Source organism: uncultured Murdochiella sp. (genome assembly GCF_902488755.1).
Taxonomy (GTDB): Bacteria; Bacillota; Clostridia; order Tissierellales; family Peptoniphilaceae; genus Murdochiella.
The window spans coordinates 1-6,918 of record NZ_CABTXF010000057.1 but is presented as its reverse complement, the minus strand read 5'-3'; the positions used below and the strand labels follow the sequence as shown (position 1 = coordinate 6,918).

The 6,918-nt window shown below is 46.8% G+C and carries 7 protein-coding genes and 1 pseudogene; all 8 read right to left on the bottom strand.

All coding sequences use genetic code 11. From position 1 onward, the window contains the following. The coding region (locus RDL68_RS05755; RefSeq protein WP_308540728.1) for a bifunctional 4-hydroxy-3-methylbut-2-enyl diphosphate reductase/30S ribosomal protein S1 at positions 1-1,921 on the bottom strand (1,921 nt) is incomplete at its 3' end. Continuing rightward, complete coding sequence (locus tag RDL68_RS05750) at positions 1,902-2,432, bottom strand: lysophospholipid acyltransferase family protein (RefSeq protein WP_308540727.1); 531 nt, start codon at positions 2,430-2,432, stop codon at positions 1,902-1,904. The genes RDL68_RS05755 and RDL68_RS05750, both read right to left, overlap by 20 nt. A gap of 55 nt (positions 2,433-2,487) precedes the next feature. Continuing rightward, the gene (gene cmk, locus RDL68_RS05745) at positions 2,488-3,147 is read right to left on the bottom strand and encodes a (d)CMP kinase (RefSeq protein WP_308540726.1); all 660 of its coding nucleotides are present in this window, start codon (positions 3,145-3,147) and stop codon (positions 2,488-2,490) included. Positions 3,148-3,175: 28 nt separating this feature from the next. Further along, complete coding sequence (locus RDL68_RS05740) at positions 3,176-4,423, bottom strand: NAD(P)/FAD-dependent oxidoreductase (protein WP_308540725.1); 1,248 nt, start codon at positions 4,421-4,423, stop codon at positions 3,176-3,178. After that, positions 4,420-5,163: a pseudouridine synthase gene (locus RDL68_RS05735; protein WP_308540724.1), complete on the bottom strand. Its 744-nt coding sequence runs from the start codon at positions 5,161-5,163 to the stop codon at positions 4,420-4,422. Before RDL68_RS05735 ends, RDL68_RS05740 begins: the two co-directional genes overlap by 4 nt. Next, entirely contained in the window at positions 5,153-5,698 is a 546-nt protein-coding gene (gene scpB / locus RDL68_RS05730; protein ID WP_308540723.1) for an SMC-Scp complex subunit ScpB, read from the bottom strand. Before scpB ends, RDL68_RS05735 begins: the two co-directional genes overlap by 11 nt. Then, on the bottom strand, positions 5,695-6,495 hold the full coding sequence (locus tag RDL68_RS05725; protein ID WP_308540722.1) for a segregation/condensation protein A: 801 nt from the start codon (positions 6,493-6,495) through the stop codon (positions 5,695-5,697). Before RDL68_RS05725 ends, scpB begins: the two co-directional genes overlap by 4 nt. A gap of 20 nt (positions 6,496-6,515) precedes the next feature. Next, positions 6,516-6,918 (bottom strand): annotated as a pseudogene (locus RDL68_RS05720) (site-2 protease family protein); the annotation flags it as partial.

The following is a 6,918-nucleotide window of genomic DNA, read 5'->3' as shown; positions in this document are numbered from 1 at the left end:
CCGAAGTCTCGTTTTCTTCTTTCTGTTCGGCTACCGGCTCTTCTAACGCACGGGTGGAAAGCGCAATGCGCTGACGCTCGTCATCGATCTCCAAAATCTTCACTTCGACTTCTTGTCCGATATTGTATTCATCAGACGGCTTCTCTACGTGATGATGTGCAATTTGGGAGACATGAATCAGTCCCTCTACCCCATCATCAAGACGAACAAAAGCACCAAAATCAAGGAGATTTACCACGGTTCCCTTAAGAACGTCTCCCGGTTTATGATTCTGCTTAAACAACTCAAAAGGCTTCGGCATAAGCTGCTTTAACCCAAGGGAAATTCGGTTACGGTCACGGTTGGCTTTTAATACCACCGGTTCCACTTCCTGTCCGATTTCTAAAACATCTGCGGGTTTTTCAATCCGCTGCCAGGAAATATCGGAAACGTGAATCAATCCGTCAACGCCGCCTAAATCAACAAAGGCACCAAAATCAGTCATGCGAACGACTTTGCCTTTAACCGTTTCTCCGACGACAATCTTTTCCCATACGCTGTCTAATTGCTCTTCTAAAACGGCACGCGCCGAAAGAACGACACGACGCTTGCGCTCATCGACCGACAGGAATTTGCATTCCAACGTTTGACCGATGTATTGCTTGAAATTTTTAACGAAGTACGTGGCAATCTGCGATGCCGGAATGAATCCGTTGATTCCCATGACATTCGCTACCAAGCCGCCGTTATTATCTCCGGTAATTAAGGCATCAATCGTTTCGCCGGCTTCGTACTTCTCCATTAATTTCGTCCAGTTCTTGAGACCCTCTACACGACGTGTGGACAGCATAACATTACCTTCGCCATCGTCCAGCTTAATCACATAGACATCGATCTCGTCCCCTTCATGGAAATGATCGCGTGTGTTACCGCGTTCGTCATCCGTCATTTCATCCGTTTTAATGATTCCGTCTGCTCGATAACGAATATCGACATAGACTTCATCCTCTTTTACACTGATGACGGTACCTTTGACAATATCGCGAGGATAAATCTTCACCATACTGTCTTCGATTTGTTCCATGAAATCTTCTTTCGTAAAATTCTCCATCCCTTGAACGACCTCCTCAATAATCCAGTCCGGTGTGCTCGCACCGGCGGTTATGCCTATTCTATTCAATATCGGGTAGGTTTGTAAAGTTAAATCGTTGAAAACTTCAATTTGTTGGACGTTTTTTGCTTCTTTTTCCGCTACCTGACGTAATTTATTGGTATTGGAGGAATGTTTTCCTCCGATTACGACCATAAGATCTACCTGTCGAGCCAATGCTTCACAAGCATTCTGTCGATCTTGGGTTGCGCGACAGATGGTCTTCGCTACGTTCACTTCTATATCTTTTGGCAATGCAGAAACCACATTTTGAAAGTAGGCTTCGCGATTAGTGGTCTGCGAAACGACAAACAACGGTTTCTCCGATTGTACAGCGGAAGCTTCTTGTGGAGTCGATAGAATTAGTGCATCCGCATCAAGTCTGCTGCGCATAGCGATGACCTCAGGGTGCTTCGCATCGCCGACGATTACACAGCGATATCCCTGGTTCTGTTTTTCCTGTAAGAGGCGGTAAATATTCAACAGCACGGGACATGTTCCATCAATAATTCGCGCACCGGTAGCTTCTAACTCTTTTCGCTCTTCCGCGGTTACGCCATGTGCCCGAAGGAGCAGAATAGCATCTTTATCAAGTACTGTTGCTTCGCGTAGTGTGGACAAAACATGGATGCCTTCTGCCTCGCGCCGGGAGACATATTGCGCATTATGTACGAGCGGACCGTAGGAATAGACCTTTCTTCCTTTAGCATCGGCAAGCGCCTCGCTTGCTTTGCGGTCTATTTCACGCACACCAAAGCAAAATCCGGCATGATCAGCAATTTGAATGTCCATCTACCTCATCTCCCTCTAAAGAAAGCCCGTAAATCGTTTGATAAATGAGTCGAAGCATCTCTTTTCGTTCAGCACGAGAAGAATAGCCGGATAATTCCTCTATGGAAAGCATGGGACGAATAGTGACCTGAAAGCGATGACGGAAACGATAATCGGAATCCAAGTACAGACAATATACCGGTACTTTCGCTTTTTGTACCAGATACGCAATTCCCTCTTTCATGTGCGAAAGGTCTGCGTCGGCATAGCGATGTCCTTCCGGGAAAATACCCAAAACAGCACCATCCTTGAGTACTGCGAGCATTCGACGCAGTGCGCCTATGTCGTTCGCTTCCCGATCAATCGGTATCAGTTGAATGCGTCGAAGAAAAGTGCCAATGATCGGAAGATCGGACAGTTCTTTTTTGCCGACGATATAGGTATTCTCTGGTGCAATGGCGTGCATGGCAAGAGCATCCCAATTCGAACGGTGATTTGCACAAAGAATGTATGGCCCTTTGGTGTTGCACAAATCGCCATTCGTTTCAAAGCGAAAGACAAGGCGAAGAATACACCGCGCAAGGTGCTTAGTCCATCGGATTAACATGATGCCATTCCTGAATAATGCGTTCGACCACTTCGTCGATGGTCATATTGCTCGAATCGATACATACGGCATCTTCCGCCTGACGAAGAGGCGAAATGGCGCGTGTAGAGTCATACTGGTCACGACGGCGAATGTCTAAAAGAACTTCCTCGTACGCCATGGAGGACGTGGATTTTTTATCCTGCAGCCGCCGTCTTGCCCTCTCTTCGGGTGACGCAGTAAGAAAGATTTTCAAATCGGCATGAGGTAATACTACTGTGCCGATGTCCCGTCCGTCTAAAATAATATCCGCAGAAGAAGCAATCTTCTGCTGCATCGCAACCATCTTTTCCCGTACAGCGCGGTAGCCAGATACAACAGAGACATTTTGCGTGACATCATCGGCACGAACACGAGCAGTAACGTCCCTCTCCCCTAAAAAAACACGATCCTTCTCTATACGCAGATCCAACTTTTTTAGCCGATCTTCGACACTTTTCTCATCATTGACCTCTATTCCCTGTTCTAAAAGGTCGAGCGTAATAGCACGATACATCGCTCCGGTATCCAAATGCGCCATCTGTAACATCTCGGCTAAACGATCCGCCACAGAGCTTTTTCCCGAACCGGATGGACCGTCAATCGCAATGGTTTTCGTCATCTCTTCTCCTCATTTCTCTTTAACTGCCTTATGCTAACGACTCAGCCGCACCGATACCGGCGGCGAAGCCGGTGGAAAACGCAATCTGTAAATTGTAGCCTCCGGTTAATCCGTCTACATCAAGCATTTCTCCCGCAAAAAAAAGCCCTTCTTGTTTTCGTGATGCCATGGTCTTAGGGAAAACTTCTTTCACTTCTACACCGCCTCGTGTAATCACCGCCTGAGAAAAAGAAGCCAATCCGGCGTAAGAAAGCGGAAAATTCTTCAACAGTCTTAGGAAACGATCTTCCTCTGTTCTCGTCCAACTGTGAAAGGGAGATGCCCCATCCCAGTTTCCCTTTTGTAGAAAAACATCCACACATCGCTTTGGTAAAAACGTAGAGAAAAGCGTGCGCAGCGAACGATTTGCTCCGTTTTGCCGCTCCCGAAGCAAGCGTCGGCGAAGAACTTCTTCTTCCATGGCCGGTTTCCAATCCAAGGACAGTACAACGTCATTTTGTTCTTTTCCACTAAGAAGAGAAGAAAGCGTAAGAACTACCGGACCGGAAATGCCGTCATGCGTAAAAAGCATCTCGCCAAAGAGCGATTCTTTGCGGTTTCTCCACGAGGCATTTAGTGTGATGTTTTTTAGCGATATCCCTTCCCAAGAGGAAACAAAATCATCCTGCAGAAGAATCGGGACTAATGCCGGAGAAAGCGGCACAAGGGAATGTCCGAACGCTTTTGCGAAGCGATACCCATCTCCGGTGGAACCTGTTGAAGGATACGATTTTCCTCCACAGGCAAGAATAACGCGCGACGCGTAAAACGGCTCTTTATCGGTAAAGACTATGCAGAAGCGTCTCTCTTTTTCATCGTAAGTGACATCTTTTGCACAATGATGAAAATACAGTTCTGCGCCGTTTTTCCGCAAGGTTTTCTCTAAAACACGATTGATGTCGCTTGCATGATCCGAAACTGGAAATACCCGATCTCCGCGTTCCACTTTTAACGGCTGTCCGTGCTGCGTGAAGAAGTCCATCGCGTCCCGATTGCTGAATTGATGAAATGCAGAATAGAGAAAGCGCGGATTACGAGAGATATTGTCAAAAAAAGCCGGAAATGGCGTTGTGTTCGTTACGTTACAGCGCCCCTTGCCCGTAATATAGATTTTTTTACCGACTTTTTCATTGCGGTCAAAGAGAGCAACGCGCCTTCCTGCATTGGCACAAGCAATGCCTGCCATGCAGCCGGAAGCCCCCATACCAAGTATAGCAATCTCCGCATAGCGCATCATCTTTGTTCCTTTCCATCGCATTCTATCTGTCGATATTCTCCGGCAAGCGTGCCTTCCAGACGAATCGAGCCGATTCGTATTCGAATAAGGCGCAGAACCTGATAATGTAGTTTGGCAAACATGCGCCGAATTTCTCGTTTATGTCCTTCATGTAGGATGACGCGAACAATATGGGAAGAGGTGCAGGTTGGCGGCCAATCGGAAAGAACCTGTTCCCATACGCCGTCTTCTTTGACAGAGATAAACGGTTGAATCGCATCCATACGCATGACTGTTCCCTCCACCCGTAATCCTCGAAGGAGAATGTTGGCATCCGATCGTGTGAAGGGGCGATCCAGAACAACGATATATTCTTTTTCCGTCTCGTTCGACGGATGGGCGATGCGTTGTGCAAGTTTTCCATCATTTGTTACAAGCAGAAGACCTTCCGAATCGTTATCAAGGCGTCCTATACTGAACAACCCCTGTTCTTTGGGTAATTGGTCGTAAATGATTGGAGCACCGAAGGGATCATGATGGCTACAGATCCTTCCTCGTGGTTTATGATATGCCAGCAAAATAGGTTCGGAAAGAAGAGCGACGACGGAACCATCTACACAAATCTGGTCGGAAGACTTGACATCTGTGGCTAAATTATGGACGAGTTCCCCGTTTTTCGTTACGCGCCCGGAAAGAACGAGTGCCTCCGCCTTTCGCCGTGAAGCAATACCACAACGCGCAAGATACCGATTAATCCTCATCCGCCTTCTCCCACATTGCCTCCACTTCCGCGCGAGAAGGAAGTTCGTCAAGAGAAGAAAGCGAAAATGCACGCAGAAACGCTTTTGTCGTGCGATACAGAATCGGACGACCAATCTGTTCAAGATGTCCTGCTTCTTCAATCAAACCGCGGTCAAGAAGCGTATCCAAGGCACTTTCACTGCGAACACCGCGTATCGCATCAATTTCTACACGCGTTACCGGCTGTTTATAAGCAATAATGGCTAATGTCTCCCGTGATGAATTAGACAAACGCTTGTTTTTCGCTTCACCGAACAGTTGTTCAAAATAGCTGGCATGTTCTTTTCGCGTCGTAAGCTGTACAGCATCTTCTAAAAAGCGAAGCACAAGCCCACGACGTTCATGTTCCATTTCCGCTTGGAGCTCCTCACACAGACGTCGAACTTCTTTTACAGAAAGCGAAAGAACCTTCGCCATATCTGCTAAAGGCAATGGATCGCCCCATACGTAAAGTAATCCTTCTACTATGGATTTATATTCACGATCGGTAGTCATTGTGCCTCCGTTTCCGATAGCGCATCGGTATCTTCCTGCACAGAAGATGGATCTATGCCATTGAGAACCTGATTAAACGTATCTCGATTCTGCATACGAATCGCAATCTCTTTGCTTCCGGGTTTTTGCATAAGCTGAAGGGCGTGACGTCGAGATAGCTCTAACAAGAGTAAAAAGGTGACAATGACATTTCCTTTTTTTACATCCTTCGCATCGAAAAGATCCAAGAATGTAAAGCGTTCCCCCTTTGCCAATTTATTCCGTATACGACGTGCGACAACGTCTTCACTGTATTCCTCGCGCACCATAACCGCTTGCGGAGAAAAGGTAAATCGACGACTATTGCGTCGCTCTCGCAAAGAACGAAGAGCATCGAAAAGATCTTCTTTCGTTCCGCTCAACACTTCTTGTGGTTTCGATTGATAGCGTGCCGGATCTTCACCGAGCTTACTGAAAATCCCAAATCCTTCATCTTCTAACGAAGCAAGACGTGATGAAAGCTCCTTGAATGTGCGATATTCTAACAAACGACGTATCATCTCCTCGCGGGAAATAACCTCGTCATCTTCGTCCCGATCCTGTACTAACATCCGAACCTTCATTTGTACCAGAATGGATGCCATGCGAATAAAATCACTCAATTCTTCCGCCGGAATAGCACTGTTTTGCATAACGGCAAGAAAGCGCTCGGTAATGAGAGATATTTCGATATCATAAATGTCAATCTTTGCTTGCTGCAAAAGTTCCAGCAAGAGATCCATAGGACCGGAAAAAGGTTGAATTTCAACTTGAATCAAGACAACTTCCCCTTTCCGCTCTACAACATTCGAAAAGATAAATCCAGCACTCCGCGAAGAAGCGCTTCCGTAATAGGCTGCGCAAGGCTACTGAAAAGACCGCTAAACACGACTACAGGCAGTATCCACAGTGAATAGCGCTCCCACCGGTAGACCTGCATTTGCCATTTTCGCGGCAGAAACGTGATAATTACTTTTGATCCGTCAAGCGGCGGAATGGGCAAAAGATTAAATGCGCCAAAGAACACGCCATACGTCATAATCTGCATCAATAGAAGCTGAAGGATGGAATTGCTTACGCGCGGTAAGAGAATAGCCGCAAGTAACGCGCTCATGAAGTTCATCGTAATGCCGGCAAGTGATGTGGTAAGCATTCCCAAGCGTTCATGATGAAATCGATTTGGATTGATCGGCACGGGTTTT

What these genes read in the sequence shown, in the direction of transcription:
- RDL68_RS05735 (WP_308540724.1), bottom strand. Translation starts at nt 5,163, where the DNA reads ATGAGGATTAATCGGTATCTTGCGCGTTGTGGTATTGCTTCACGGCGA.
- cmk (WP_308540726.1), bottom strand. Translation starts at nt 3,147, where the DNA reads ATGACGAAAACCATTGCGATTGACGGTCCATCCGGTTCGGGAAAAAGC.
- scpB (WP_308540723.1), bottom strand. Translation starts at nt 5,698, where the DNA reads ATGACTACCGATCGTGAATATAAATCCATAGTAGAAGGATTACTTTAC.
- RDL68_RS05740 (WP_308540725.1), bottom strand. Translation starts at nt 4,423, where the DNA reads ATGATGCGCTATGCGGAGATTGCTATACTTGGTATGGGGGCTTCCGGC.